Source organism: Mucilaginibacter sp. NFX135 (assembly GCF_048565145.1).
Classification (GTDB): Bacteria; Bacteroidota; Bacteroidia; order Sphingobacteriales; family Sphingobacteriaceae; genus Mucilaginibacter.
This window is the reverse complement of the sequence record NZ_CP183412.1, coordinates 5930200-5955360: the sequence shown is the minus strand read 5'-3', so window position 1 is coordinate 5955360 and position 25161 is coordinate 5930200. Positions and strand designations below refer to the sequence as shown.

Here is a 25161-nt window from a genome sequence, read left to right as displayed (position 1 = left end):
AGTTGCAGACGTTAATAAATGTTAAAACTATGGGTATAACCGGTTAATAAACCATATTTATAACTAATAAACTTTTACCTTTAATGCAGGTTTGTTAATTTCGCACAAATACATAGATGTGAGATATGTGGTATGAGATGTTAGATGAGCTTCAAGAATTAGCTGTCTTTGTCTCATATCTCATATCTCGCGTCTCAGATCTCACATATGGAAGAATTTGAAGCAAGCGCATCAGCAAAAAAGACAAAAACCATATACATATCAACCGTATTCGGTATTGCTATGGTATTGTTAATGATAGGGTTGTTAGGCCTGTTTTTGGTATATGCCAATAATATATCACGCTATGTAAAAGAAAATATAGTGTTGAACATTTTTGTTGATGATGCCGCGCATGAAACCGATGTACTACAGCTGCAAAAGCAACTGGAAAGCAATGTGATGGTAAAGCAAACCCAATATGTAAGTAAAGAACTGGCTGCGCGTAACCTGCAAAAAGACCTGGGCGAAGATTTTGTGAAATTTCTGGGTTATAACCCCCTGTCGCAATCTATCGATGTTTATCTGAAGGCAGATTATACCAATAACAAGGATATTGAAAAGTTCAAAGCCGAGTTGTTGAAAAACCCGCTGATCAAAGAGGTTAAATACCAGCAATCCTTGGTCGACCAAATGAACCAAAACGTAACTTCCATCAGTTTGATCATCCTTATTTTTGCAGGTATATTTGTTGTATTATCTGTAGCGCTGATCAATAACACAATCCGTTTGGCTATTTATTCACAACGTTTCCTAATCAAATCCATGCAGTTGGTTGGAGCTACCAAAAGCTTTATCCGCAAGCCGTTTTTGCTGTATGGTATATGGCACGGCCTTTTGGGTGGATTGATCGCTATTATTTTACTGGTGGGTACACTGTATGTAGCTTACAGAAATATTCCAGACCTGGTTTTCCTCCAAAATTACACCGAATTTGGTATTGTATTTTTAGGAGTGATTGGCCTGGGCATCTTTATATCGGGCTTCAGTACGTTTTTGGCAGTTAATAAATTTTTACGTTTAAAAATATACGACCTGTATAGGTAATTCAAAATTAAAAAGTCAAAATTCAAAACCATCAGGTCGCGAAAATTCACTAATTCAATAACTCACTAATTCAGTCATTAAAAAGATATGGCACAACCAGTTAAACCAGTTTCGACTGTAAAAACAACACAGGCAGCTAAGCCGGCATCAAAAGCAACAGGTACCGAACCGGTACAATTCATATTTGATAAAAGCAATTACAGATGGCTCATCATCAGCGTTGCTGTTGTAGCTTTTGGCTTTGTATTAATGGCAGGCACAACTGATATTTACAGTACTACCAAAATCGTAATAGCGCCCATTGTAGTATTAGCAGGATTTGCTCTTGGCTTTTTCGCTATATTAAAAAAGCCGGCAACCAATTAATTACCATAGCTGATCCAATCCTAATCTACCCCTAATGAACATCATTCACGTTATTGTCCTGGCTATAATTGAAGGGATAACAGAGTTTCTGCCCGTATCATCAACCGGACATATGATCATTGCGTCATCAGTAATGGGCATAGCTGCCGATCCCTTTGTTAAGCTTTTTACCATTGCTATACAGCTTGGCGCCATATTATCGGTGGTAGTTTTATACTATAAAAGATTTTTGCAGTCGATTAATTTTTACATTAAGTTATTGGTGGCCTTTATACCCGCAGCCGTATTTGGGGTGTTGTTTAGCAAAAAGATTGATGCCCTGCTGGAGAGCGCGCTAACCGTGGGCATTACTTTATTTGTAGGTGGTATCATATTACTGTTTGTAGATAAATGGTTCAACAAACCAACCGTAAAAGCCGAAAAAGATATCAGCTATTTGACAGCCCTTAAAATCGGTTTTTTTCAGTGTCTGGCCATGATTCCTGGTACTTCGCGCTCGGCAGCAACTATTGTTGGTGGGATGTCGCAAAAACTAACCCGTACCGCGGCAGCGGAGTTCTCTTTCTTTTTAGCCGTACCTACCATGTTTGCAGCAACCGCCAAAAAGCTGTATGATTTTCATAAAGAAGGCCACATATTTACCGGCGAAGAAATTAAACTGCTGGCCATAGGTAATGTGATCGCGTTTATAGTAGCTATGCTGGCTATCAAAACATTTATTACTTTTTTAGAACGTAAGGGTTTTATGATATTTGGCTGGTACCGTATTGTTGTGGGCGCTGTTATTATCGGTTTAATTTTGAGCGGGCATCCTTTGCAGATATTGTAAAGTTATCTTTGTCTGAACCATGATCTATAGGATTTGAGGATTATCATGATTTATCCTTTAGTCCCTTTATCCTATAAATCATGGTTCAGAAACTGAAATCCACATTCAGACTATTTCCCTACCTTTGCCGCTTTAATAGCACTCATTGAAGAAAACATATACGCATATACAGGAGTTTGCCGAAGGACAGCTACTGCTGGTTAATAAGCCCTACAAATGGACAAGCTTTGACGTGGTGGGCAAGATCCGCAACGCGTTTAAGCCGCTTAAACTCAAAGTAGGCCACGCTGGTACACTCGATCCGCTGGCTACCGGTTTGCTAATCATCTGCACTGGCAAAATGACCAAACAAATCGACACCTTCCAGGCCGAAGAAAAAGAATATACTGGTACCATGACATTGGGCGCCACCACGCCATCCTATGATATGGAAACCGAGCCCGACAATAAATTCGACATTAGCCAACTTACCGAAGAGCAGCTGCGTAATAACTGCAGGCAGTTTACCGGTGATATACAACAGTATCCGCCGGCACATTCGGCCATCAAAATTGACGGCGAGCGTCTGTACGAAAAAGCCCGCAGGGGCGAAGAGGTGGAACTGCGTTTGCGCAGCGTGACCATCACAGAGTTTGAACTGACGCGGATTGAACTGCCCGAAGTTGATTTTAGAGTGGTGTGCAGCAAGGGAACTTATATCCGGTCGTTAGTGAATGATTTTGGAGCTGCGCTCAATAACGGGGCTTATCTTTCCAAACTCAGGCGTACACGCAGCGGTAATTTCCAGGTAGCGGATGCCTGGGAAGTAATGGAATTGGTAACCATGATTAGGGAGTTAAAGACCAGCGATGGCGCACCGGAGATTTAAATTTAATAAAAAGCTGTTGTCATTTCGAACGGAGGGAGAAGCTATCTCTTGAACGAAGTGAAAAATCTTTTGCGACTGATATGTTCCGCGCAAAAGATTTCTCCTCGTACCTCGTTCGAAATGACATTTCTTTTCTCCGACTTGTCATTTCGAACGAGCGGCCGGGGCAAAGAGGGCAGGGCGAGGAGAAATCTTTTGCGCCACGTTTACAATCAGGCCAAATTTGTACATTTAAAACATGTGGAATCATAACTACTATGTTTACATTACAACTAACCCTGATCGGACAGTACTGTATATTGGTGTTACAAATGATATCAGTGTAAGAATTATTCAACATACAGAAAACAAGGGCACAAAGCGATCATTTACCGGTAAATACTATTGCTACCTCTTGGTTTATTACGAGCATTTTACACACATTGAACATGCTATTGAAAGGGAAAAAGAGATTAAAAAGTGGAGGAGAGAAAAGAAAGAGGCTTTGATTGCGACAACAAATCCAAACTGGATATTTCTGAATGAGGAAGTAAGTGGGGAGTAATGGAATTTTATGTATTATAAATAGTTGAATTCAATAAAAAAACCGTTGTCATTTCTACCGAAGTGAAAAATATTTTGCGATTGACATGTCCCGCGTAAAAGATTTCTCCTCGCGCCACTACGCTTTCCATCCCTCTGCTCGTTCGAAATGACATTGGGGTTTTTAATGTTAGCGGAAGAAATCTTCTACGCAAGATATGCCCCGCGCAAAAGATTTCTCCTCGTACCTCGTTCGAAATGACAGGGTGGTATTTTAAAAAATATGGCAACCCAACAATTACATCCGAACGTCAAAATAATTGACTTTTATAGTCTTAACGGTCAAAAAATTAACTTTGTGTTTTTACGCATATCATGAGGGTTTACAATCATATTGACGAATTTACAGCGGTAAAAAACGCGGTGGTAACCATCGGTACTTTTGATGGGGTACACATCGGTCACCGTAAAATTATATCGGGGATAAAGGAAATAGCGGATAGTATTGGTGGCGAAACGGTGATCCTGACCTTCTTCCCGCATCCGCGTATGATACTGCACCCGGAGGATGAAAGCCTGAAACTGATCACCACTATTACCGAAAAAGCACAATTAATGGAAGATCTGGGTGTGGACCATTTGATCATCACCCCGTTTTCAAGAGATTTTTCGAACCAAACCGCCGAGAGTTATATCCGGGATGTGCTGGTGAATAAAATAGGCACTAAAAAAATTGTGATCGGTTATGATCACCGCTTCGGGAAAGATCGACAGGGAGGCCTGGAAGATCTGCAAAAGCTTGGTCCGGTTTATGGTTTTGATGTAGTAGAAATACCCGAGCAGGACATCAACGAAGTAGCCATCAGCTCTACCCGCATCCGTAACGCCTTATTGAATGGGGAGATAGACCTGGCCAATTCTTTCTTGGGTTATCCATTCTTTATCACCGGTACCGTGATCCGCGGCGACCAGATCGGCAGGCAATTGGGTTATCCTACAGCTAATATCGTGGTAGAAGAAAAATATAAGCTTATCCCGACCGACGGTATTTTTGCCGTAACGGTAACCGTTGCAGGCAATACGTATAAGGGCATGGCTTATATTGGAAGCCGGCCAACGGTTAATGGCCTTACGCGGAACATCGAGGTGAATATTTTTGATTTCGATCAGGAGATCTATAATCAGGCTATCCGCATGGAGTTTCACCATTATGTGCGTGGTGACGTTAAATTTGCCTCTCTTGATGAACTTAAAGTGCAGCTGGCAAGGGATAAGGAAGATGTGTTGGCGTTGTTAGCTCATTAGTTCACTTGTTCAATGGTTCATTAGTCTTAGCAATAACTTAACTCGGAAAAATCCATTCTAAAGTGGACAATCATAGGATACCGATAACAACTTTTTGAGTTATTTTTCTGTATTCATAGCTCCCTGGGTTTAGTCAACGGTTAAATGATAATGTTCCAAAGGCTTCAGCCAAAATTTGCAAGTGGGATGTTTTTAAGGAGATTTCCCCCACAAATGAACTAATGAACCAGTGAACTAATGAACATTTTTGTACCTTTACCTGTCAATATGGCTCTGTCAGTTGCCTTGGCGCAATTGTTGAGTTTATGTGTTCATATCAAAATAATATGTTAGATTTTATCAGTAAGCTTTTTGGAAGCAAATCAGAACGGGATGTAAAAGCGATACAGCCTATAGTTGAAAAAATTAAGGCTGAATTTGCAAAACTCGGAAACATCAGCAATGATGAGCTTAGAGCTAAAACCATAAATTTTAAAGAAACCATTGCCCAGGGGCTTTCCGGCATTGATAGCGAGATTCAAGCTATTAAAGACCGTACCGAGAATGAGCTGGATATGGATGTAAGCGAAAAAGTGGAGCTTTATACCCAGTTGGATAAGCTGGAAAAAGACCGCAATAAAGAGCTGGAAGATATATTGTTAAATATATTGCCCGAAGCATTCGCGGTTGTTAAAGAAACTGCCCGCCGCTTTGCCGGTAATAAAACCATTGAAGTTACTGCCACCCAGTTTGATCGTGAGCTTGCCGCACGCAAGAACAACGTGATTATTAAAGGCGACCAGGCTATACACCATAATACCTGGCTTGCTGCCGGTAATGAGGTTACCTGGGATATGGTACACTATGATGTACAGCTTATTGGTGGTATTGTATTGCACCAGGGTAAAATATCAGAAATGGCCACAGGTGAGGGTAAAACACTGGTAGCCACGCTGCCTGCTTATCTGAACGCGCTGGCCGGTCAGGGTGTGCACATCGTAACGGTGAATGATTACCTGGCACGTCGTGACAGCGAGTGGATGGGACCTTTGTATGAGTTCCACGGTTTATCGGTTGATTGTATTGATAAACACGAACCAAATTCTGAGGAACGCCGTTTAGCTTATCTGGCCGATATTACTTTTGGTACCAACAACGAGTTTGGTTTTGACTACCTGCGTGACAATATGACACGTAGCCCGGAAGAACTGGTACAACGCAAACTGCATTATGCCATGGTGGATGAGGTCGATTCAGTATTAATTGATGATGCCCGTACACCTTTAATTATATCTGGCCCCATCCCTCGCGGTGATGAGCATGAGTTTTATGAGCTGAAACCACGCATTGAGCGTTTGGTTAACGCGCAGAAAGCTTATGTGAATGGTGTATTGAACGAAGCTAAAAAAGCCATTAACGAAGGTAATACCGATGTTGACGGCGGAGGTTTAGCTCTATTGCGTGCCTTTAGAGGTTTGCCAAAAAGCAAGGCTTTAATTAAATTTTTGAGTGAAGGCGGTAATCGGACGATTTTGCAGAAAGTAGAAAATCACTACATGCAGGATCAAGGTAAGGATATGCCAAAAGTTGACGCGGAGCTTTACTTTGTGATCGACGAAAAAAATAACCAGGTGGAACTGGCCGAAAAAGGTATCGAATTGATCACCTCATCAGGCGAAGATCCTCACTTTTTTGTGATGCCTGACGTAGGTACCGAAATTGCCGAGATCGAAAAATCGAGCCTAAGCGCCGAAGAAAAAATTGCCCGCAAGGATGAGCTGATGCGTGATTTCTCTATCAAATCTGAACGTATCCACTCGGTAAACCAGTTATTGAAAGCTTATACTTTGTTTGAAAAAGATACGGAGTATATCCTTGACGAAGGCAAGGTGAAAATTGTGGATGAGCAAACCGGTCGTGTGTTAGACGGTCGTCGTTACTCAGATGGATTACACCAAGCTATCGAAGCAAAAGAAAATGTTAAGGTAGAGGACGCGACACAAACCTTCGCCACCATCACTTTGCAAAACTATTTCCGTATGTACCACAAATTGTGCGGTATGACGGGTACTGCCGTTACCGAAGCAGGTGAGTTTTGGGAAATATACAAACTGGATGTGGTAGAGATACCAACCAATACGCCGGCAAGTCGTGAAGACAGGCAGGATCTGGTTTACCGCACTGTTCGTGAAAAATATAATGCGGTTGCCGATGAGATCGTGAAACTGACTGAGGCCGGTCGCCCGGTACTGGTAGGTACAACATCGGTTGAAATTTCGGAATTGCTGAGCCGCATGCTGAAACTGCGCGGTATCAAACATAATGTACTGAACGCCAAGATGCACCAGAAAGAGGCCGATATTGTGGCCGAAGCCGGTAAAACAGGCACCGTAACCATTGCTACCAACATGGCTGGTCGTGGCACGGATATAAAATTAGGTCCGGGTGTTAAGGATGCGGGTGGTTTGGCCATTGTAGGTACAGAGCGCCATGAGTCGCGCCGGGTAGACAGGCAGCTGCGTGGTCGTGCCGGTCGCCAGGGCGACCCGGGTTCGTCTCAGTTCTTCGTATCGTTAGAGGATAACCTGATGCGTTTATTCGGGTCAGAGCGGATCTCTAACCTGATGGTACGTATGGGTATTGAAGAGGGCGAAGTAATACAGCACTCCATGATCTCCAAATCAATAGAGCGTGCACAGAAAAAGGTAGAAGAAAACAACTTTGGTATCCGTAAGCGTTTGCTGGAGTATGATGATGTGATGAACTCACAGCGTACCGTAATTTATACCAAACGTAAAAACGCATTGTTTGGCGAACGTTTGGACGTTGATTTGAGCAATACCATATTTGATGTGGTTGAAGATATTGTGACCGAATACAAAGAAGCAAACAATTACGAAGGCTTTACGCTGGAAGTGATCCGTTTGTTCTCGGTTGATATTGAGCTGGACATTGATGAGTTCGCGTCTAAAAATATCGCTGCCCTTACCGACAGAACTTTCCAAACGGTAATGGACTTTTACAAACGTAAACAAGAAGCGGTGGCACAACAAGCTTACCCGGTATTGAAAGATGTATTTGATACCCGCGGGCAGTACGTGGAAAATATTGTGGTTCCGTTTAGCGATGGTATCCACGGCATCCAGGTTTCTGTACCATTGAAAAAAGCGGTAGAGAACCATGGGGTAGAGGTGTTTAAATCGTTTGAAAAGAACGTAACCCTGTACCTGATTGATGATGCCTGGAAAGAGCATTTGCGCGAAATGGACGAGTTAAAACAATCTGTACAGAACGCGGTTTATGAGCAAAAGGATCCGCTGTTGGTTTACAAGTTTGAAGCTTTTGAACTATTCAGAGGGATGCTGGCCAATGTGAATAAAGAGATCGTGAGCTTCCTGTTCAGGGGCGGTATACCGGTTCAGCAGCAAGCTGATGAAGTACGTGAAGCCAGACCAGAGCCAAAGCTTGATCTGCGCAAAATGAAAACCACCAAAGCCGAGCTGGTTAGCGAAAGCAATGGCATACCAATGGATGATTTCCGCGAGCAGCAGAAAGCCACCCCGGTTAGGGTTGAAAACAAGATCGGCCGTAACGACCCTTGTCCATGCGGAAGCGGCAAAAAATATAAAAACTGCCACGGCGTAGGGCAGAATTAAGAATATACAATACAGTACGTCATTGCGAGGAACGAAGCAAGAGCCCCCTCTAAATCTCCCCAAAGGGGGAGACTTCAAAAACGTGTTTTAAAGTCCTCTCCTTTGGAGAGGGTTGGGTGAGGCTCTTGCTTCGTTCCTCGCAATGACGGTTTTAATAGAGCAAACCAATGAAAAAAGCAGTATTTGATCATCAAGCTAAACCAGCCTTTATCAAATATTGCATTTTTTTTGTTCTGATCATAGCATCAACCCATGCTTTTGCACAGCAAACACGCGGCAGAGTTGAAGTTGTCAGGGATCCCCTTGTGGATACGCTGATAGCCAAACGTTATGAAATGAGCAATGCCGCCGGCGTTCCTGCCGCCTTTTCATCTTACGGTTACCGGGTGCAGATCTTCAGCGGCTCAAACCGCAAGGATGCCTATAATGCCCAGGCCAGGCTGCAAAGCGAATACCCGGAACTGCGCACCTACATTATATATAACGAACCCAATTTTAAAGTTCGTGCCGGCGATTTCAGGACCCGCCTGGAAGCGCAGAAGCTGATGCAGGAATTGCGGGCGTCCTTCTCGAGCCTGTTCATCATCTCAGAAAAAATAAATCTACCCAAAACGGATACCAATGATTAAAGAACAAATACAGGAATTATCCCACAAAATATTTAACGATGTAGTAGCCAATCGCCGGCACTTACATACCAATCCTGAGCTGTCATTTCACGAACAAAAAACATCTGCTTTTGTAGCCGGCAAGTTAGACGAGCTGGGTTTAACCTACGAAAAAATGGCCGATACAGGCTTGGTTGCTTTAATCAAAGGCGATTTACCATCCGATAAGGTAGTAGCCCTTCGTGCCGATATGGACGCGTTGCCGATTACCGAGGCTAATGATGTGCCCTACAAATCGCAGAACGTAGGCGTAATGCATGCTTGCGGACATGATGCGCATACTTCGTCGTTATTAGGCACCGCCCGTATATTAACCGAACTGAAAAGTCAGTTCGCCGGTACAGTAAAGCTGATATTTCAACCCGCCGAAGAGAAGCTGCCTGGTGGAGCCAGCCTCATGATCAAAGAGGGTGTGCTGGAAAATCCAAAACCGCAGGCCGTATTGGGGCAGCATGTAATGCCATTGATCGATGCAGGTAAAGTGGGTTTTCGTGCAGGCAAATATATGGCCTCAACCGATGAGCTTTATGTTACCGTAAAAGGTAAAGGAGGGCACGGAGCGCAGCCACAACAAAACATCGACCCGGTAATTATTACCGCTCATATATTAACCGCGTTGCAACAGGTAGTAAGCCGTTTTGCGGATCCGAAAAGCCCGTCGGTATTGTCATTTGGTAAGGTGATCGCCAATGGCGCCACCAACGTGATCCCGAATGAGGTTTACCTGGAAGGAACCTTCCGCACCATGGACGAAAAATGGCGCGAAGAGGCCCATAAACGCATGAAGAAAATGGCCGAAGGTATTGCCGAAAGCATGGGCGGCAGCTGCGATTTTAATATTATGCGTGGCTATCCCTTCTTGATAAACGAAGAAGTGTTAACCGCCGCGACCCGTGGCCACGCCGAAGATTACCTGGGTAAAGAAAACGTACTCGATCTGGACATCTGGATGGCTGCCGAAGATTTCGCATACTACTCGCAGGTAGCCGACAGCTGTTTTTACCGCCTGGGCACCCGTAACGAAAATCGCGGCATTACCTCATCGGTACATACACCAACCTTTGATGTGGAAGAGGACGCCTTTAAGATCAGTACCGGCCTGATGGCTTACCTGGCTATTAAGCAATTAGGAAATTAATCAAAAGAGACGTCAATAAAGCCATGTCATTGCGAGGAGGAACGACGAAGCAATCGCGAACAGCACAGGGTTAACTTGCATAGTTCGCGATTGCCACGCTGCGCTCGCAATGACATGGTATAACAATTATGGCCAAATAACATCAATACCTTGATGAAAAAAACAATCATAGCGCTGGTATTAATCATTACCTCGAGTTCTACTTTCGCGCAGGAGATCAAGCGTTTTAATCCGGATACTATACGTACTATTGTGATCGACTCGCTGGTTGATATCAAATCGCACAAGTTAAACGCGCAGGATTTTATTGATGCCGTACTGGCCGATACCAGTTTTTATAAGGCTTTTCAAAATATGAAGCGCTATGGTTTTACCGCCGAGAACCGCATTTTTACGTACGATAAAAAGAATAAGGTAGATGGTAAGATCTACCGAAAGATCATTCACAGCAACGCCGCCGGGAAGCACCGGATGGAATATATAGCCAAAACTGATAGCGGTAATATGTTTAAAAAGAACGGCAAATACCAGCTGTATACCGTAGAGATGTTCGATTATATTTTCATGAACGCCTATAACTCTGATTTTGCCAAGGGTGACGCCCTGCCGGGTTCGGGAGGCAAAAATGAATCATATAAGGACAAGCTCAAGACGCTTATTTTTACACCGGGACGCAGGGTAAAAGGGATCCCTTTCATCAGTAGTAAAACCGAGATTTTTGCGGGCGATATGCGCGGTTATTATTACTATGAATTTGCGCGGGGTAAGTACCTGGATACTATCCCGGTTTACCGTTTCAGGGTGCGGTGCAAGCCGAGTACATCAGATGGCGATACTATGATCAAAGAAATGACCACCATATTTGATGAGCGTACCTTTCAGATCCTGGGCCGCTATATCGATATGAAGTTCAGCAATATGTTTGTTGATTTTAATGTGCAGATGAACATTGAGCTTAATAGTTTTGAGGGAGAGTTATTGCCTACCAAAATAACCTACCAGGGTAACTGGAATATCCCTTTCCACAAAGAAGAACGCGCCAGCTTTTTAATTGTGCATAAGGATTATAAAAAGGAATAAAAAAAAGCAGGCTCCGTTTTCAGGAGCCTGCTTTTTTTTTATAAACTATTGATCCACTTCACCAGTTCATCGCGTGATTTGCCGGTTTTTTGCTGAAGTTTCCCCAACAATTCATCGTCCTTTCCTTCTTCGTGTACCAGGTCGTCATCTGTCAGATCGCCGTAGGCTTGTTTTATTTTTCCTTTTAACTCGTTCCAGCCACCCTTTAATTCTAATTTGTCCATGATGTTTTTATTTAGATGTATTTTAATAACAACAGGAAATGGGTTTGGGTTTTTAACAATATCAAAACCGTGGGTTGTGGGTTGCCATATGGAACTGCTCATTGCCTGTTTAGACACAGGCGAGGAGAGAACAGGATCATCATTATCCTTTCCTTAATTATTAGTTCTAAACATCTTTAATCTTATTAAAATATCTTATTTTTAAGATAAATCATAAATTAAGCATGGCTATGACATCCAGGCTATTCACCAAAAACAAACGCGTTATACTATATGGTGCCGCGCTGGCTGTACTTTTGTTTTTATTGAAATGGCTCGAGTTTCATTTTATCATTATCAATAATGCTTATGAGGTTTACATAGGCGCCATAGCCCTGTTCTTTACTTTGCTTGGTATCTGGCTTGCCCTGAAACTGACTAAACCCAAAGTACAAACCATAGTTGTGGAAAAACCGGTTTATATCAACGATGTGTCTGATTTTTCACCTAATCAGCATGAACTGGAACGCCTCAACCTGAGCCGGCGTGAACTGGAAGTATTGGAGCTGATGGCCGAAGGCTTAAGTAACCAGGAAATATCGGCGCGCTTGTTCGTATCGCTCAATACCATTAAAACGCATTCATCAAACCTGTTTGATAAAATGGAAGTAAAGCGCCGCACACAGGCTATTGAAATGGCTAAAAGATTGTGCATTATACCATAATAAAGCTCACACTTTGGTATGAAATGATACTGCATTTTTCAAAATCACCCGAAAGTATGACCAAAATTAGTTCGTGATCGCCCAAATTTGTTCTCGTTAAACCATTAAAATAAACATCATGAAAAAAAATGTACTTGTTTTTGGAGCAATCGCGGGAATCATCACAGCAGGATGGATGATGGTTGCAGTTGTTGGGCACTACAATAATCCAAATTTTGAAGGCAGCATGTGGATGGGCTGCGCGTCCATGATCGTGGCCTTTTCCTTTATTTTTGTCGCGGTAAAAAATTTCAGAGATAAGTATAACAATGGCACTATCTCCTTTGGGAAGGCTTTAAAAATGGGGCTTTACATTGTGCTGATAGGCTCAACCATATATGTGCTCACCTGGTTGGTTGCATATTATTGTTTTATGCCAGATTTTATGGATAAATACGTGGCTCATGTTATTGACAAAGCAAAAGCCGGTGGTGCCAGCCAGGCCGAGATAGCCCGACAAAAACAACAAATGGCGGGCTATGTCAGTATGTATAAAAATCCGTTTGGGGTAATTGTACTCACCTATATCGAGATTTTGCCCGTGGGCCTGGTTATCGCGTTAATAGCCGCTGTGATCTTAAAGCGCAAACCTGCTACTGAGGTGGGGATACACACTGTTTAATAATTTTAAGTCTTTTTGCGATGGCTTTGTTTTGGGAGGGGGGCATATAATGCGTCTCTACAAAAACAAATCTTAATGATTGGCCTTCCAGGTTTTTAATTCCTCGGCTATAAAATGCTTTACCAGGTCGGCGTACATTTTTTCTATCGCGTCTGGGCAAAGGCCTTCGGCTTGAGCCCATGACCTTCTTTCTGCAAGCATGGCTTTAAACCGTTCGGGAGAGGCAACATCGGTGGGGTTTCTTTTGAATCTGGCTGCCGCCTGTACATATTTGAACCGCCGGCCTATCAATGCGATCACCAGCCGGTCTATGGCGTCAATTTCCCGCCGTATGTCGGTCATATCCTGGCATTCGTCAGGCTGATTGTTGGTGATATTCATTTTTCTGTTTATTGCGGCTTAGTTTCGTTATAATAAAACTTCTCCTTTTTCACCAGACCGTTCTCCCATTGCTGTACCGAAATTTCGGTTCTATACATCAGTTTTTGATCTTCCCGGTTGGTAATGGTCATTTCATATTCGCTAAAAACCACCTGGTTCACCTCATCAATGGCTTGCTTGGTTATTACCAATGCCAAACCAAATTTGTCCAGCAAAAATTTTTCGCGGGCTATGCAATTTTGTTTCCCGGTGGTAGCGGCAGCTTCGTTTTCCTGAAGCGCCACCTCATCGCTATAAAATAACTCCATGGCTTTTATGGTCTGATCGGTAGTAATAAGCCGGTTAAAAGCCTCAACTTTATCTTTTAGTTTGCTCATGATTTATAAAATATTTATAAAGCCAGATCCTCTTCCTCCACTACCTGGTAACGCGGTTCATGCAGTATCGGGAAATTGCAGGAGTTGGCAATAAAACACATTTTATTAGCCTCCTTGTGCAGTTCATTGGCTTTGTCAATCATCGCTCCATCGGTAACGGTAATCACCGGCCTTAACAGGATCACCGTAAAACAACCGCTTCCGTTTGTGTTTTCGAGCATTACACCTTCGGCGTTGTCTTCATAAGCGGTTACCACAACACCTGCTGTAGTGCACAAATGCAGATACCACAGCATGTGGCAGGATGAAACCGCGGCAACCAACAGGTCCTCCGGACTATGCTTTGATCTGTCGCCGCGAAAATCCGGGTCTGATGAACCTAAGATACACTCTTTACCATCAATGTTGATCTCATGGCATCGTTCATAAGCCCGGTAATCTTTTGTTCCGCAACCTGTATTACCGGTCCAGGTTACGGTTGTTTGATAATGATGATTTTTCATTAGATAATTTGTTTTTAATGGCAACGAAGCTATCATGAGCCGATTTATTCATTCCGGTGTGAGCGGTAGCTCATGATGGTTTCATAGATGTAATATAAAGTAGGGTTAGCAGGTCTCAAACCCGTTTCCTGCTATTGTTTTTTAATTAAATTGTATCCGTTAACCAGCATGTAAAAGCCATAAGCAGAAGTGGCCATAGCCACTCCAATACCCATAATAGTTAAAGTAAGTGCCTGCGTATAATAGTGACCGGCCATCATGATGATGGCACTTATAGCAGCAAGGCAGGTCCAGGTGGCCAAATAATAGTCAATTTTTCTGTTGAACACCTTTGCCATAGGGTAAAAGTGCAAACCAACAATCAGGGCGATGGCGGGTAAAGTAAACTCCCGGTACCCTAATATAAGCAATATCACCGAAACAATGGGTATGGCTGTCCCTTCAATACCAAAAATGATCCCAAACCGGTTAGTCATCATTTTACCTTTAGCAGCATCGCTGTCGCTGGTAAATTTGGGGAATCTTTGCGCAGTTATTAACACCGTGATGCCGTATATCACAAATATGACACTGAAAATAGAAAAAAGGATCAACACGGCATAGTGGTCGTGCTGTTGCAGGCCACCCTGTGCTATACCCGCCCACATCATGGTAAAAAGCGCCATAAGTAATAACCCTCCGCCAATACTGCGGACCGCTATTTTTGGTAAAATTTGTGGTTCTTTTGTCATTACCTTAAGTTTATTACGCAGGATAATTGCCAGGTGATACAATAAGCAAACTATCCGTTCTTTACAAAACTGCAGGTGTTTTATTGTAATAAATTGTATAAAAACGACGACTGAGCGATGGCGACCGTTATTATACGGTATAGTTTTACTCTGCAGTTTTTATATGGCTCAGGTTTTGAATTTTACCTTCACCGAACGACCAGTTTTCTTTACCGCCGTTTTCTACCAGGGTAATGATCACATCGTTGATCAGCACCGGGGTTTCGGCTGCTATTTTACTGGCAATGGAGGCATATAGTTTTTCTTTTTGCTGATAAGTGCGGCCAGAACCTGCTGTTATCTGCACGTACACCATATTGCCGCTGTGTGTTATACCAAGATAGCTTTTTGGATAGTATAGTTGCGGGGCCTCCAGTTCTTCAATAACATGAAAATAATCATCCGGGGGCACATTAAATTCAGCCATTAATGATTCATGTACCGCCCTGGATACTTTATCCCTGGCATCAGCAGCCAATGTTTTCAACAAGCTTATTCGTACAAAAGGCATAAAACTAAATTATGGATAAATATTATACTAACTTAGTTTAGATAAATTTTTTAGCATTTTGTTACTTCTTAATGACAAAAACTTATTGATTTAGCACGATAATTATCATGGCTAATTATGTACCTATTACCTGTAGGCGCATATTTATTTTACTTGTTTAAACGTATAAATTCTATCGATAATCCTGGTTCTGGTCAATAGAACCCGGGATATACCTTGATGGTTTTGGCCTGCTTTTCATCATGTCCAAAAATGGGAAATGCGTTATACTCAGCGGCGATGGTTTGTATTTTGTTTAATGAAGCGGCTGCCAATTCCGGATCGGCGGTGGCGTAAGGAACGTTATTTCTGAAGTTAGCCTCTGTTAAGGCCGCATCAATACAAAGTAGCACATAACCGGAATTTACCGTATTGATCAGTACTGACTGATGACCAGGTGAGTGGCCCGGCGTTGATATCAACCGGATGTTATCGCAAAGCTGATAATCGCCATCAATTACCCGGTAGTTCATATTCTTAATGCGACATGCCGGTGGTGAATAATTTTCATCATCTAAAATGGCCAGCTCGTTTTGCTGTACCAAAATGGGTGTCCGGGTCTTAACGAAATAAGGGTTCCCTCCGGAATGGTCGCTGTGAAAATGCGTAGCTATTACCAGTTTGATGTCTTCCGGTTGCAGACCGGCACATTTAAGCAGATTGGGGAGGCGGTGTTCCTCCTCCATATACATATACAGGGCTCCATCAAGCGGGGTGCCCTTATAAAAATCGGGATTGTTCAGGAAAACCTCGGCAAAGCCTGTATCTATCAGAATTGGTCCATCGCTGGTATCCAGTAAATAAATACAAAGCGGCGAATGGATCATCTGAGGATTATCGGCCCCCAGATCGGTATTGAAGAAAAATTCCTTAAGTGTCCCATGGCCTGCCGGGATGATGTATAATTTATTTACTACAAGATCTTTGCTAAGCATATGGTTAATGTAATTTTCAAAATAATATCTGCCAAGCCAGTATGATGGCGAATACTCACCCGGTCGTTGCTTCGCTCGACCACCCTCTCTGCGACGAGTCGCAAAGAGGGTAAAAAAAAGACTTTTCCAATCCCTCTTTACCGCTTGCGGTAGAGGGTGGTCGAGCGAAGCGTAGACCGGTGAGTCGACTATGAAAGCGATGAGTCTGCGGAATTTGTTTTAACAAATTTCTTAATTAATGTATTTTAAACAGCACTTTCCCTTCTTTTTTTGCTTCAACGGCGGTTTTGATAGCCTCCCGGTAATTATCAAGCGGAAAGCTTGCGGCAACTTCCATTTTAAATTCAGGATCACCAATAATAGTTACCAGCGAATTTATAATATCGGCCTTTTGCACGGCAGTTTTACTCTCCAGGTATGCCCTGATGCCAAATCCGTTGATGGAGATATTTTTGTAAAGCACATCGGCACTGTAAAGCTGTATAGGATCGGGGCTTAAGCGGCTGTAAATGATTAACCGTCCGCCGGATTGCAAGCATTTTAAAACATCGCTGCCGGTTTGGCCGCCAACCGCGTCCAAAGCCACGTGAGCGCCTTTGCCTTCAGTTAATCGCTGAACATATTCAATCAAGTTATCTTTATTTACATTGACCACATGGGCGCCATAGGATGTTAGGGTAGCTGTGTTTTTATCATCCCTTACAGTAGCTATCACCTTAATGCCACGTATTTTGGCTATTTGTATAATCAGTTTTGATACGACAGAATTACCCGCGGTAATCAATAGCCAGTCGCCGGTCTTCAGATCGGCCCTCTCCAGTAAACCCCAGGCGGTAATCGGGTTAAGAGCAAACTGAATGGCTTTCTCTACCGGAAAATCATTAGGCAACACCAGTACATCATCCTTTGACAATACCACATATTCGGCCCACGCATTCCGGCTGAAAAAGGATACCAGGGTGCCGACCGGCAGATCGGCACCTAGGCCTGTATTTTCAATAATGCCGGCCCCTTCCAGTCCCGCTATTTGCGGTAACTCGGGCTTAATCCGGTAACTACCCCCGATGAAGAAAAAATCTGAAGGGTTTATAGGACTGCCCAGTAGTTTTACAATTACCTGGTTTGCCTGGGGTGTGGGTTTATCAAATTGTTTTAATAACAGCACGCTTTGAGGATCACCCATTTTTTCAAAATACAGAGCTTTCATTACAGGTTAGTCAGTTTTAAAGAGGCTTCGTTATAACGGCCGCCGGTATCGGGATATTTTAATAGCAGGTCGCTTATTTCCTGCAAATCGGCGGCGGATAGTTTTACATCAACAGCGCCGGCATTTTCCTGCAGGTATTTGCGTTTTTTGGTACCAGGGATAGGTATAATATCATCGCCTTGTGCCAATACCCAGGCTAAAGCCAATTGTGCCGGGGTAGCATTTTTTTGTTGGGCAATTTCGGCAAAGGCGTAAGCCAGTTTTTGATTATTATCCCAGTTATCATCACTAAAGCGGGGCAGCAGCCTGCGGAAATCATCAGCAGCTAATTCGTCCTTGCTTACTGTATTGGTGACCAGGCCACGGGCCAGCGGACTGTAAGGTACCAGCGAAATATTCAATTCGCGCAGGGTAGACAGGATATCACCTTCCACATCGCGGCTCAGTAAAGAGTATTCGCTTTGGAGGGCGGCTATCGGGTGAACAGCGTGTGCTTTACGGATGCTGGCGGCGGATGCTTCTGACAAGCCCAGGTAACGCACTTTTCCTTCTTTAACCAGTTCGGCCATGGCGCCAACCATTTCCTCAACGGGCACGTTAGGATCAATGCGGTGGGCATAGTAAAGGTCGATGGTATCGATGCCTAAACGTTTCAGGCTACCCTCCACCGCGTTTTTGATATGTGCGGGAGATCCGTCGAAATAAATATTTGAATTTCCGCTGCCGGCGTAGGGCGCATCAGGATCACGATACCTAAAACCGAATTTAGTAGCGATGAATACTTTGTCGCGGTTGGTTTTCAATACTTTTGATATCAGCTCTTCGTTTTTACCGGCGGCGTACATATCGGCGGTATCCCAAAAGTTAATACCCAGGTCGAGCGCCAGGTTAAGGGTAGCTATTGATTCTTCATTATCCACAGGGCCATAGGCAAAGCTCATGCCCATGCAACCCAGGCCAATAGCCGATAGTTTCTCATTGGTGTTTCCTAAATTTCTGTATTCCATAGTGTTTCTGTTTTGATAGTACAAATATATAGCGTCCACGAACCGTGCCGTTTACACTTATCAAACTAAAACCTATAAAATTCAAACAATTGGCCTCGCCTATATCCGCTCCAAAGGAGAGGGCTTTAACTTCGCTTTTTTAACGCTCTCCAAAGAGTAATAGCCCATGAAAAGGCGGAGTTTAAACTTGCAAGGTTAAAAACAAGTGGTATAGCCTACTCACCCGGTCTACGCTTCGCTGGACCACCCTCTCTGCGGCTTTGCCGCAAAGAGGGTAAAGAAAAAAGAAAGAACCCCCTCTATGCGCGAAGCGGAGAGAGGGGTGACGAGCGCAGCGACGTCGGGGTGAGTCGATAGATGCTTAAAATTTCACTTATGCCTTTTCATGGGCTATTACTCTTTGGAGAGGGCAGAGAGCGGCTTTCAAACAATTAAACGCGAAAGGCTTTTGGATTGAGCGCGGTTTGTTTTTTAAAGAAGTTATTAAAGTAGGCCGGGTATTCAAAGCCCAGACTATAGGCAATGTCGGACACGTTCCAGTCGGTGTACCGCAGCAAGGCCTTGGCTTCTTTTGCAATACGTTCGGCAATGTGTGTGCTGGTGGTTTTGCCGGTGATCTCCTTCACGGCCCGGTTTAGGTGGTTTACATGTACTGATAAACGATTGGCATAATCGGCAGCGGTGCGCAGTTTTAACGCGTAATTGGGCGAATCAATAGGGAACTGGCGCTCCAGCAACTCCATAAATAAATTGGCTATGCGCGATGAAGCGTTACTGTGTTTAAAAAAAGTGTCTGCCGGTTTTAGTTTAAGCGCCTCGTGTACAATAAGGTTTACATAATTACGCAGCAGATCGTACTTGTATATATAATCGCTATCGATCTCATCCAGCATTTTACCAAATATATCGCTGATGATCTTCGCCTGTTCATCATTAACAAAATAGACCGGGCTGCCACCCACCTTAAACAAAGGCGAATCAATAAAACTTTCGCTGCGGTTGTTGCTGCTGATAAAATCCTCTGTAAAAAGACAAAAATAACCGGTTTGCTCAACCGGGGCAGCTTCCCAGGAATAGGGTATGGTTGGGTTCGAAAACACCAGGGCGCATTTATCAAAGGTGATGCCCTTATCGGCATAGTACAAAGTGCCGCCGCCAATGCTCAGCGATATCTTATAAAAATCGCGACGATGGTAACTGGTGAGGTTATGACAGATCTCGCCACGTGGGTACACATTAAAGTGCCCGGCACCACGTTGGTTATCGCCCGGAAGTTTCATCTTCATGGCAGGATGACCTTCATAAAATTCTTCGATTGTTTCAGTAGGCTGCATGATCAAAGTTATGAAATTCAAATAACCGGGAAGATGACCGCAATAAATATGCGGTCATCACCATAAATCTTTACATTAAGATTGCAGCTTGGCTAACCGCTCTTTGGCCCGTTGAGGCAGACCTGTATTGCCGCTTTGCTTATCGTAGTTCAATTGAAGATGAGTGATGAGCCAAACGCCGTTTTGCTTTTCCAGTTTGGTATGGTATGATCCGGAAACTGTCCACACGTCATTATCCAAAAAATGGTCGGCCTTGCCTACATAATCCGCATCGGCCTGGTTGCCGTGCAGTTTTACCCTGAACTCAGAGATCTGATGATGGGTGGAATCAAAACCCGGCATAAAATGCGACCAGAGATCTGTAATTTCCTGAGGCGTTTGTACAGAAGGTTCACCGCCCACCATTGAAGTATAGTCGTACAAAACAGTTTCCGCCATTACGTTGTGCACTGATTGCCAGTCACGGGCATCAACGCTATTGAACAAATTTGTAATTGCTTGTATTATTTTATTGCCTTCCATACCCCTTTAGATGTTAAAATATTGAATTTGTTTCAAACTTAAACCTAATAAATTAATAATTTATCAATATCGGCCGTACATCATTCCAGGTATCTGGTTTGAGTTAGCTGATCGTTAATAGTTTGTAGTTTTTCGGTAATAGTTGCTCACCCGGCACGTTGCTTTTTAACTCTTCGTGGAATTAGATAGAAATAAGCGAAAGCCATCCATGCGAATAAACAAATATACGCAACACTTCTTCAAATAGCACCCATTTTTATAACCGACTCAATCATAAATAAAGTTACATCAATAAATAGGGTTATCAGGTACAGCTTTACTACTTTGGGTTCAATAATTTTTTGTTTCTTTTGATCGCTAACGACCCCATTCAATAGGCAAAACTACCAGTCTTTGGAGGGCTTTTTTGAACAGTCTGCACAAAATACATTTATATTAGCGTCATGATAAACCAATATGGCTGCCGATATTAATAAACAAGAGTTATTACCCCATTTGTTCCGTACCGAATACCGTAAAATAGTTTCGGTACTTTATAAGCACTTTGGTTTTGAATACCCCGAAATTGCCGAAGATATAGCCAGTGACACTTTTTTAACCGCATCAGAAGTATGGAGTTTAAAAGGTTTGCCCGATAACCCGGTGGCCTGGTTATATACGGTAGCCCGTAATAAAGCAAAAGATTATTTGAGACGCGATAAACTATTTACACAAAAGATTACCGGCAACCTGCAGGCAGCTTACGAAGGTACCGAAGAAATGGTGATCGATCTGTCTGACGAGCACATCAGGGATAGTCAGCTCCAACTGATGTTCGCCATTTGCCAGCCTATACTACCCGCCGAAGCCCAGATAGGTTTGTCTCTCCGGATCCTTTGCGGTTTTGGCATCAACGAAATAGCCGATGCCTTTTTATCAAATAAGGAAAATATTAATAAGCGGTTATTCCGGGCGAAGGAAAAACTGCGCGAGCAAAAGGTGAAGATCGAGTTTCCGCCGTCTGCCGAGATCGGTACAAGAGTACAATCGGTTTTAACTACGCTGTACCTGTTGTTTAACGAAGGTTATTATTCCAGCAGTAAGGATACTACCCTGCGTAAAGACCTTTGCCTGGAAGCCCTGCGCCTGGCGGTTTTATTAACCGAACACAAAAGCACCAATTTGCCCGATACCAATGCGCTTATTGCCCTTATGTGCTTTCACGCTTCGCGTTTTGAAGCCCGTACCGATGAACACGGCGAAATGATACGCTACGACGAGCAGGATACCGGCTTATGGAATGCAGAGTTGATAGCAAGGGGTAATGATTACCTGAACCGGGCATCGCAGGGTGACCAATTAAGTAAATATCACCTGGAAGCAGGCATAGCTTACTGGCATACCATTAATGCCGATACACCTCAAAAGTGGGAGAATATATTACAATTATATAATGGCCTGTTGCAAATTGCTTATTCGCCTATTGCCGCACTTAACCGCACTTACGCAATTTCCAGGGCCAGAGGGAAACAGGAGGCCATAGCTGAAGCCGAAAAGCTGCAGCTGAATGATAATCATTTATATCATGTTTTACTGGGGAATTTATATACCGGCGTTAATCAGCAGCAGGCCGTAAAACATTTACAAGCCGCGCTGAAACAAGCAAAAACAAGCACCGAAAAGAACAGGATCCGTAAGGATCTGCAAAAATTGGCGTAATTTTAAAAAAGAATCAAGATATTAGAGTAAGGAATTAAGAGCTGATTTGAATGAGCACACAATGATGATAGTCATTGGTTTTAATCTTGATTCCTGACTCTAATATCTTGATTCTCAATTATGGCATATGACGAATTATTAGCTAACCGGATACGCCAGACCCTTAGCGAACAAGAACGTGTAGATGAAGTAAAGATGTTTCAGGGTTTGTGTTTTATGGTTAATGATAAAATGTGTGTTTGTATTCGCGACAAGGACATGTTATGCCGTATAGGCAATGAGCAGGCCCTTATCGCGTTGGAAAATGATAATTGCCGCCAGATGATAATGGGGAGCCGGGTGATGAAAGATTTTGTTTTTGTGGAAGCGGAAAATCTTCGCTCAGCAAAGGATCTTGATCATTGGATAGGTCTCTGCCTGCAGTTTAACAAGGTCGCGAAGCCATCCAAAAAAAGGAAAAAGTAGTTTCAAGTCCCGCTTTTTAACTGTTTTTTTTACAATTGTATAATCCCGATCAAATTTTTTCGCTACTTTACTTCGTCAATCGATATCTGCCTTTTAATTTTTGGAATTCCTTTTATTTATGCTTATATCGAATGTAATTTTATATTTGTTTTTTATTATAATTCGGATTATATAAGATGCTTAGATACTCTAAACAGACCAGGTTGTTACTGGCTGTTGACTGCATTATTTTTGGATTTGACGGAGATGTTTTAAAACTATTACTGATCAAAAGAGGATTTCAGCCCGAGAAAGGGAACTGGAGCCTGATGGGTGGTTTTGTGCAGAGTAATGAGAGTATTGATCAGGCAGCAAACCGCATCCTAAAACAATTAACCGGGCTTGAGGGAGTATACCTGGAGCAGCTTTATACCTTTGGCGACCCTAACCGCGACCCTATGGAACGTACCGTTTCTGTAGCGTACTTTGCACTTATTGATATACAAAAATATCAAACCCAGATCAGTTCAGATTACCATGCCGAGTGGTTCCAGCTTAAACGTACACCCAAGTTGATATTTGATCAGCAGGAGATGCTGGAGCAGGCCAAAAAACGTATCCGTTATAAGGCAGCCATGCACCCTATATTGTTTGAACTTTTGCCTACCAAATTTACCATCCCCCAACTGCAAACGCTTTATGAATGTGTTTTTAATACCACCATTGATAAGCGTAATTTCAGCAAAAGAGTACTGGCAACCGGCCTGCTCATTAAGCTGACCGATAAGGATAAAGCAGGCTCAAAAAGAGGGGCATATTACTACCAGCTCAACATGCAAAATTACTACGCCAAATTCCAGGCTTTCATGAATTTTATCCCCAATCCGGATACACTTTAATTTTATACTCTTAAAGTTTTTTATTAGTAATGAGTTTCTGACAAAATAAATAAAAGCGATTTTAACAATCATTAACTAAAAACATTAAAAACTCAATGTCATTTCGAAGGTACGAGGAGAAATCTTTTACGATTCGGATTTGGAACCTTGCATCATGCAGAAGATTTCTCCTCACTCCACTACTTTGTCCATCGCTGTTTGTCGAAATGACATAGAGGTTTTCTTTTTATACCGAATAGTTAATCATCATCCGCGCCGCCTTCGGCTTTTGATTCCAGGTAGAATGCTCCCTTTAGCGCTGTTTTGGCGTTGGCTGGTAAATCTGTCATGGGTTTAATTTCTACATAACCCAGTTCCATTACACCGGTTGCAACCTCGGCCTTTTTAAAATTGTAGCTGGTTGTTTTACCTGGTCCGGTTTGCTCATCGGTTATTATATAGATATATTGCCTGCCGCCGGAACGAACCACCGCTTCAACCGGGACGGCTGGTACCATGTGGTTGCCTATGTTGATGAGGGCAGTAACGTACATCCCCGGGATCAGATTTTTATGCTGCCGGTTATCGATCTCAGCATGAACAATAACGCCCTTGCTTTCATTTTCAAAAGATTTGTTGATACCATTGATCTTTCCGGTGATCATCATATCCCCTTGGTTGGTGAGCTGAAAATTTACTTTCTGACCAAGCTTTACCTGCATCAGATCCTTTTCAAATACGGTAAGGTCGCAATGGATCTTGGAATTATCCACCACTTCCATAATGGATGTGCCCGGCTGTACAAACGCGCCTGTATTAGCCGAGATTTTACCTACGGTTCCGGTGATGGGTGAAACTACCGGAAAACTGGAAACAATATGGCCACTGTTAATACGATCTGGACTGATACTTAATTGCCTGAGCTGACTTTCAAAGGCTTTGATCCGCGAAAGCTCCGCGTTATAAGTAGCCTGTGCCGATTGAAATGATTTGCCGGTTCCGGCGCCGGCATCCTGCAACTGGCGCTGCCGGCTAAATTCTGCCTGTACATAGGTGAAATTGCTTTTTGCCGCCAGGTAATCCTGCTGTATTTTGATGAGGTCCTGATTGCTGATGGTAGCCAATACCTGCCCCCGTTTAACCTGCTGCCCTTCGAGCACACTGATATGACCGATTACCCCGCCAGAAAGAATACTTACATCGGCTTTGTTTTGTGGCGGAACGGCCAGCTGTCCGTTTGCCTTGATCGCGGCGTCGAGGTTCTTTTGAGTTATAGGGCCTATCTCAATACCTACATTTTTCATTTGTGCATCCGTAAGTATAAGGTTGTCTGGCTTCGCGGTTTTTACATTGGCCGCTTCCTGCGGACTATCACTTTCTTTTTTTGCCGAGCTACCTGAACAGGCGGCCAGTATGCCGATACTCAAAATCAGTACCGGGATAGCGTATTTATATTTTCGAATCTGCAT

The 25161-nt window shown here is 43.1% G+C and carries 27 protein-coding genes; 15 read left to right on the top strand and 12 right to left on the bottom strand.

The features are described 5' to 3' along the window. Window positions 1-207 precede the first annotated feature (207 nt). The 10 genes from ACNURT_RS24895 (at window position 208) to ACNURT_RS24850 (ending at window position 11497) form a co-directional block, all read left to right on the top strand. Window positions 208-1086, top strand: coding sequence for a cell division protein FtsX (locus ACNURT_RS24895; RefSeq protein ID WP_370997136.1), 879 nt, complete (start codon window positions 208-210; stop codon window positions 1084-1086). 87 nt (window positions 1087-1173) lie between these two features. Then, window positions 1174-1452 (top strand): DUF3098 domain-containing protein, encoded by a 279-nt coding sequence (locus ACNURT_RS24890; protein WP_370997137.1) that lies wholly within the window; start codon window positions 1174-1176, stop codon window positions 1450-1452. Between the two features lie 34 nt (window positions 1453-1486). Then, window positions 1487-2281: an undecaprenyl-diphosphate phosphatase gene (locus ACNURT_RS24885; RefSeq protein WP_419699938.1), complete on the top strand. Its 795-nt coding sequence runs from the start codon at window positions 1487-1489 to the stop codon at window positions 2279-2281. 145 nt (window positions 2282-2426) lie between these two features. After that, entirely contained in the window at window positions 2427-3149 is a 723-nt protein-coding gene (truB, locus tag ACNURT_RS24880; RefSeq protein WP_419699937.1) for a tRNA pseudouridine(55) synthase TruB, read from the top strand. Window positions 3150-3387: 238 nt separating this feature from the next. Continuing rightward, window positions 3388-3693: a GIY-YIG nuclease family protein gene (locus tag ACNURT_RS24875; RefSeq protein WP_419699936.1), complete on the top strand. Its 306-nt coding sequence runs from the start codon at window positions 3388-3390 to the stop codon at window positions 3691-3693. Window positions 3694-4046: 353 nt separating this feature from the next. Then, window positions 4047-4976: a bifunctional riboflavin kinase/FAD synthetase gene (locus ACNURT_RS24870; protein WP_419699935.1), complete on the top strand. Its 930-nt coding sequence runs from the start codon at window positions 4047-4049 to the stop codon at window positions 4974-4976. Window positions 4977-5302: 326 nt separating this feature from the next. Further along, entirely contained in the window at window positions 5303-8611 is a 3309-nt protein-coding gene (gene secA, locus ACNURT_RS24865; protein ID WP_419699934.1) for a preprotein translocase subunit SecA, read from the top strand. Window positions 8612-8778: 167 nt separating this feature from the next. Continuing rightward, window positions 8779-9240 (top strand): SPOR domain-containing protein, encoded by a 462-nt coding sequence (locus tag ACNURT_RS24860; protein ID WP_370997142.1) that lies wholly within the window; start codon window positions 8779-8781, stop codon window positions 9238-9240. After that, window positions 9233-10417 carry a M20 metallopeptidase family protein gene (locus tag ACNURT_RS24855; RefSeq protein ID WP_419699933.1) on the top strand — a complete coding sequence of 395 codons (1185 nt, stop codon included), beginning with the start codon at window positions 9233-9235 and terminating at the stop codon, window positions 10415-10417. The genes ACNURT_RS24860 and ACNURT_RS24855 overlap by 8 nt, the downstream gene beginning before the upstream one ends. 153 nt (window positions 10418-10570) lie before the next feature. Then, complete coding sequence (locus ACNURT_RS24850; RefSeq protein ID WP_419699932.1) at window positions 10571-11497, top strand: hypothetical protein; 927 nt, start codon at window positions 10571-10573, stop codon at window positions 11495-11497. A gap of 38 nt (window positions 11498-11535) precedes the next feature. Here the strand turns inward: ACNURT_RS24850 and ACNURT_RS24845 are convergent, their stop codons facing one another. Beyond that, a complete protein-coding gene (locus tag ACNURT_RS24845; RefSeq protein WP_370997145.1) occupies window positions 11536-11721 on the bottom strand; it encodes a CsbD family protein in 186 nt (61 codons plus the stop codon). 230 nt (window positions 11722-11951) lie between these two features. Here ACNURT_RS24845 and ACNURT_RS24840 point away from each other — a divergent pair, with 230 nt between their 5' ends. Together ACNURT_RS24840 and ACNURT_RS24835 are read left to right on the top strand one after the other, a co-directional pair. Continuing rightward, entirely contained in the window at window positions 11952-12425 is a 474-nt protein-coding gene (locus ACNURT_RS24840; protein ID WP_419699931.1) for a response regulator transcription factor, read from the top strand. 118 nt (window positions 12426-12543) lie between these two features. Next, window positions 12544-13086, top strand: a complete 543-nt coding sequence (locus ACNURT_RS24835; protein ID WP_419699930.1) for a DUF4199 domain-containing protein — start codon at window positions 12544-12546, stop codon at window positions 13084-13086. Between the two features lie 72 nt (window positions 13087-13158). On the opposite strand, the gene ACNURT_RS24830 is transcribed toward ACNURT_RS24835, so the two are convergent. From ACNURT_RS24830 to ACNURT_RS24785, 10 genes are all read right to left on the bottom strand, one after another. Further along, window positions 13159-13467 carry an isochorismate lyase gene (locus tag ACNURT_RS24830; RefSeq protein WP_419699929.1) on the bottom strand — a complete coding sequence of 103 codons (309 nt, stop codon included), beginning with the start codon at window positions 13465-13467 and terminating at the stop codon, window positions 13159-13161. A gap of 8 nt (window positions 13468-13475) precedes the next feature. Further along, window positions 13476-13844, bottom strand: a complete 369-nt coding sequence (locus tag ACNURT_RS24825; RefSeq protein ID WP_370997149.1) for a hypothetical protein — start codon at window positions 13842-13844, stop codon at window positions 13476-13478. A gap of 14 nt (window positions 13845-13858) precedes the next feature. Continuing rightward, complete coding sequence (locus ACNURT_RS24820) at window positions 13859-14347, bottom strand: OsmC family protein (protein ID WP_419699928.1); 489 nt, start codon at window positions 14345-14347, stop codon at window positions 13859-13861. Between the two features lie 131 nt (window positions 14348-14478). Further along, complete coding sequence (locus tag ACNURT_RS24815) at window positions 14479-15078, bottom strand: hypothetical protein (protein ID WP_419699927.1); 600 nt, start codon at window positions 15076-15078, stop codon at window positions 14479-14481. A gap of 145 nt (window positions 15079-15223) precedes the next feature. Further along, window positions 15224-15628: a tautomerase family protein gene (locus ACNURT_RS24810; protein ID WP_419699926.1), complete on the bottom strand. Its 405-nt coding sequence runs from the start codon at window positions 15626-15628 to the stop codon at window positions 15224-15226. A gap of 194 nt (window positions 15629-15822) precedes the next feature. After that, window positions 15823-16602 carry an N-acyl homoserine lactonase family protein gene (locus ACNURT_RS24805; RefSeq protein WP_419699925.1) on the bottom strand — a complete coding sequence of 260 codons (780 nt, stop codon included), beginning with the start codon at window positions 16600-16602 and terminating at the stop codon, window positions 15823-15825. A 235-nt stretch (window positions 16603-16837) separates the two neighbouring features. Beyond that, on the bottom strand, window positions 16838-17809 hold the full coding sequence (locus ACNURT_RS24800; protein WP_419699924.1) for a zinc-dependent alcohol dehydrogenase family protein: 972 nt from the start codon (window positions 17807-17809) through the stop codon (window positions 16838-16840). Beyond that, the gene (locus ACNURT_RS24795; protein WP_419699923.1) at window positions 17809-18816 is read right to left on the bottom strand and encodes an aldo/keto reductase; all 1008 of its coding nucleotides are present in this window, start codon (window positions 18814-18816) and stop codon (window positions 17809-17811) included. Before ACNURT_RS24795 ends, ACNURT_RS24800 begins: the two co-directional genes overlap by 1 nt. 431 nt (window positions 18817-19247) lie before the next feature. After that, window positions 19248-20150, bottom strand: a complete 903-nt coding sequence (locus ACNURT_RS24790) for a helix-turn-helix domain-containing protein (RefSeq protein WP_419699922.1) — start codon at window positions 20148-20150, stop codon at window positions 19248-19250. A 75-nt stretch (window positions 20151-20225) separates the two neighbouring features. Further along, entirely contained in the window at window positions 20226-20672 is a 447-nt protein-coding gene (locus ACNURT_RS24785; RefSeq protein WP_419699921.1) for a nuclear transport factor 2 family protein, read from the bottom strand. A gap of 456 nt (window positions 20673-21128) precedes the next feature. Here ACNURT_RS24785 and ACNURT_RS24780 point away from each other — a divergent pair, with 456 nt between their 5' ends. The 3 genes from ACNURT_RS24780 to ACNURT_RS24770 all read left to right on the top strand — a co-directional run bounded on the left by ACNURT_RS24780 (window position 21129) and on the right by ACNURT_RS24770 (window position 23713). Then, entirely contained in the window at window positions 21129-22370 is a 1242-nt protein-coding gene (locus tag ACNURT_RS24780) for an RNA polymerase sigma factor (RefSeq protein ID WP_419699920.1), read from the top strand. A gap of 120 nt (window positions 22371-22490) precedes the next feature. Further along, window positions 22491-22835, top strand: coding sequence for a TfoX/Sxy family protein (locus ACNURT_RS24775; protein WP_419699919.1), 345 nt, complete (start codon window positions 22491-22493; stop codon window positions 22833-22835). Between the two features lie 176 nt (window positions 22836-23011). Further along, window positions 23012-23713 carry an NUDIX hydrolase gene (locus ACNURT_RS24770; RefSeq protein ID WP_419699918.1) on the top strand — a complete coding sequence of 234 codons (702 nt, stop codon included), beginning with the start codon at window positions 23012-23014 and terminating at the stop codon, window positions 23711-23713. Between the two features lie 239 nt (window positions 23714-23952). Here ACNURT_RS24770 and ACNURT_RS24765 read toward each other — a convergent pair whose 3' ends face one another. After that, window positions 23953-25161 carry an efflux RND transporter periplasmic adaptor subunit gene (locus ACNURT_RS24765; protein WP_419699917.1) on the bottom strand — a complete coding sequence of 403 codons (1209 nt, stop codon included), beginning with the start codon at window positions 25159-25161 and terminating at the stop codon, window positions 23953-23955.

Coding starts and splice junctions, on each gene's coding strand:
- ACNURT_RS24895 (WP_370997136.1), top strand. CDS start 208: ATGGAAGAATTTGAAGCAAGCGCATCAGCAAAAAAGACAAAAACCATA.
- ACNURT_RS24890 (WP_370997137.1), top strand. CDS start 1,174: ATGGCACAACCAGTTAAACCAGTTTCGACTGTAAAAACAACACAGGCA.
- ACNURT_RS24885 (WP_419699938.1), top strand. CDS start 1,487: ATGAACATCATTCACGTTATTGTCCTGGCTATAATTGAAGGGATAACA.
- ACNURT_RS24875 (WP_419699936.1), top strand. CDS start 3,388: ATGTGGAATCATAACTACTATGTTTACATTACAACTAACCCTGATCGG.
- ACNURT_RS24870 (WP_419699935.1), top strand. CDS start 4,047: ATGAGGGTTTACAATCATATTGACGAATTTACAGCGGTAAAAAACGCG.
- secA (WP_419699934.1), top strand. CDS start 5,303: ATGTTAGATTTTATCAGTAAGCTTTTTGGAAGCAAATCAGAACGGGAT.
- ACNURT_RS24860 (WP_370997142.1), top strand. CDS start 8,779: ATGAAAAAAGCAGTATTTGATCATCAAGCTAAACCAGCCTTTATCAAA.
- ACNURT_RS24855 (WP_419699933.1), top strand. CDS start 9,233: ATGATTAAAGAACAAATACAGGAATTATCCCACAAAATATTTAACGAT.
- ACNURT_RS24850 (WP_419699932.1), top strand. CDS start 10,571: ATGAAAAAAACAATCATAGCGCTGGTATTAATCATTACCTCGAGTTCT.
- ACNURT_RS24845 (WP_370997145.1), bottom strand. CDS start 11,721: ATGGACAAATTAGAATTAAAGGGTGGCTGGAACGAGTTAAAAGGAAAA.
- ACNURT_RS24840 (WP_419699931.1), top strand. CDS start 11,952: ATGACATCCAGGCTATTCACCAAAAACAAACGCGTTATACTATATGGT.
- ACNURT_RS24835 (WP_419699930.1), top strand. CDS start 12,544: ATGAAAAAAAATGTACTTGTTTTTGGAGCAATCGCGGGAATCATCACA.
- ACNURT_RS24830 (WP_419699929.1), bottom strand. CDS start 13,467: ATGAATATCACCAACAATCAGCCTGACGAATGCCAGGATATGACCGAC.
- ACNURT_RS24825 (WP_370997149.1), bottom strand. CDS start 13,844: ATGAGCAAACTAAAAGATAAAGTTGAGGCTTTTAACCGGCTTATTACT.
- ACNURT_RS24820 (WP_419699928.1), bottom strand. CDS start 14,347: ATGAAAAATCATCATTATCAAACAACCGTAACCTGGACCGGTAATACA.
- ACNURT_RS24815 (WP_419699927.1), bottom strand. CDS start 15,078: ATGACAAAAGAACCACAAATTTTACCAAAAATAGCGGTCCGCAGTATT.
- ACNURT_RS24810 (WP_419699926.1), bottom strand. CDS start 15,628: ATGCCTTTTGTACGAATAAGCTTGTTGAAAACATTGGCTGCTGATGCC.
- ACNURT_RS24805 (WP_419699925.1), bottom strand. CDS start 16,602: ATGCTTAGCAAAGATCTTGTAGTAAATAAATTATACATCATCCCGGCA.
- ACNURT_RS24800 (WP_419699924.1), bottom strand. CDS start 17,809: ATGAAAGCTCTGTATTTTGAAAAAATGGGTGATCCTCAAAGCGTGCTG.
- ACNURT_RS24795 (WP_419699923.1), bottom strand. CDS start 18,816: ATGGAATACAGAAATTTAGGAAACACCAATGAGAAACTATCGGCTATT.
- ACNURT_RS24790 (WP_419699922.1), bottom strand. CDS start 20,150: ATGCAGCCTACTGAAACAATCGAAGAATTTTATGAAGGTCATCCTGCC.
- ACNURT_RS24785 (WP_419699921.1), bottom strand. CDS start 20,672: ATGGAAGGCAATAAAATAATACAAGCAATTACAAATTTGTTCAATAGC.
- ACNURT_RS24780 (WP_419699920.1), top strand. CDS start 21,129: ATGGCTGCCGATATTAATAAACAAGAGTTATTACCCCATTTGTTCCGT.
- ACNURT_RS24775 (WP_419699919.1), top strand. CDS start 22,491: ATGGCATATGACGAATTATTAGCTAACCGGATACGCCAGACCCTTAGC.
- ACNURT_RS24770 (WP_419699918.1), top strand. CDS start 23,012: ATGCTTAGATACTCTAAACAGACCAGGTTGTTACTGGCTGTTGACTGC.
- ACNURT_RS24765 (WP_419699917.1), bottom strand. CDS start 25,161: ATGCAGATTCGAAAATATAAATACGCTATCCCGGTACTGATTTTGAGT.